The sequence below is a fragment of the Novosphingobium organovorum genome (genome assembly GCF_022832435.1).
Lineage (GTDB): Bacteria > Pseudomonadota > Alphaproteobacteria > Sphingomonadales > Sphingomonadaceae > Novosphingobium > Novosphingobium organovorum.
The window spans coordinates 1-567 of the sequence record NZ_JALHLF010000264.1; the positions used below are offsets into that span (position 1 = coordinate 1).

1 protein-coding gene is annotated in these 567 nt (G+C 71.4%); it reads right to left on the reverse strand.

Annotated features, from left to right (window positions below):
• Positions 1-376: 376 nt before the first annotated feature.
• Positions 377-567 (reverse strand): hypothetical protein (locus MTR62_RS21160; RefSeq protein ID WP_244024648.1); only part of this gene is annotated, 191 nt, incomplete at its 5' end.

Genomic DNA, 567 nt, shown 5'->3' on the forward strand with positions numbered 1-567 from the left:
CGCGGTGGCGAGCGCGGCGATCGAGGCGGCGGCCGGGGCCGATCGGGCGGTGGCGGTACGAAGGTTGGGCAGGCGTTTCATGACAAAGGGTCTGTCCTGTCTGGCAAGGGGATGGGCGCGCGGAAAAAGCGCGAACGCGAGGGCTCCGGCGCGCGCGGCAGGGCGCGCCCCGAAGGGCTTGCGCGCCGCGTCGAGCGGGCGCAGGAAATCGGCGTGCCCGTCGCTAGACGACGGACGCTGGGATGGTCTGGTGGTTGTGCAAGTTGGACCGGTCGGTGGGGAGGCGGCCCTTGCTCCCTTCACCGACGAGACGCGGCAGGAACGTCGATCTGACAGCGCTTCGCGAATTTTTTAACGATTGGTGGCCGCGGCCGCTTCAGGCGCTTTCGAGCCAGACGGGGGTGCAGCGCTGGCGCCGCGCGAGCGCAAGCGCATAGGCTGCGGCGAGAAGGGCCGTGCCCTCGTGCGGCGTGCCGTCTTGCGGGGGAAGCTCGATCCGGCGCAGCCGCGCGGCAAGGTCGGCGAGGCCATAGCCTTCAAGCCGGGCGGCAAGCGCGGCGCGCTCGC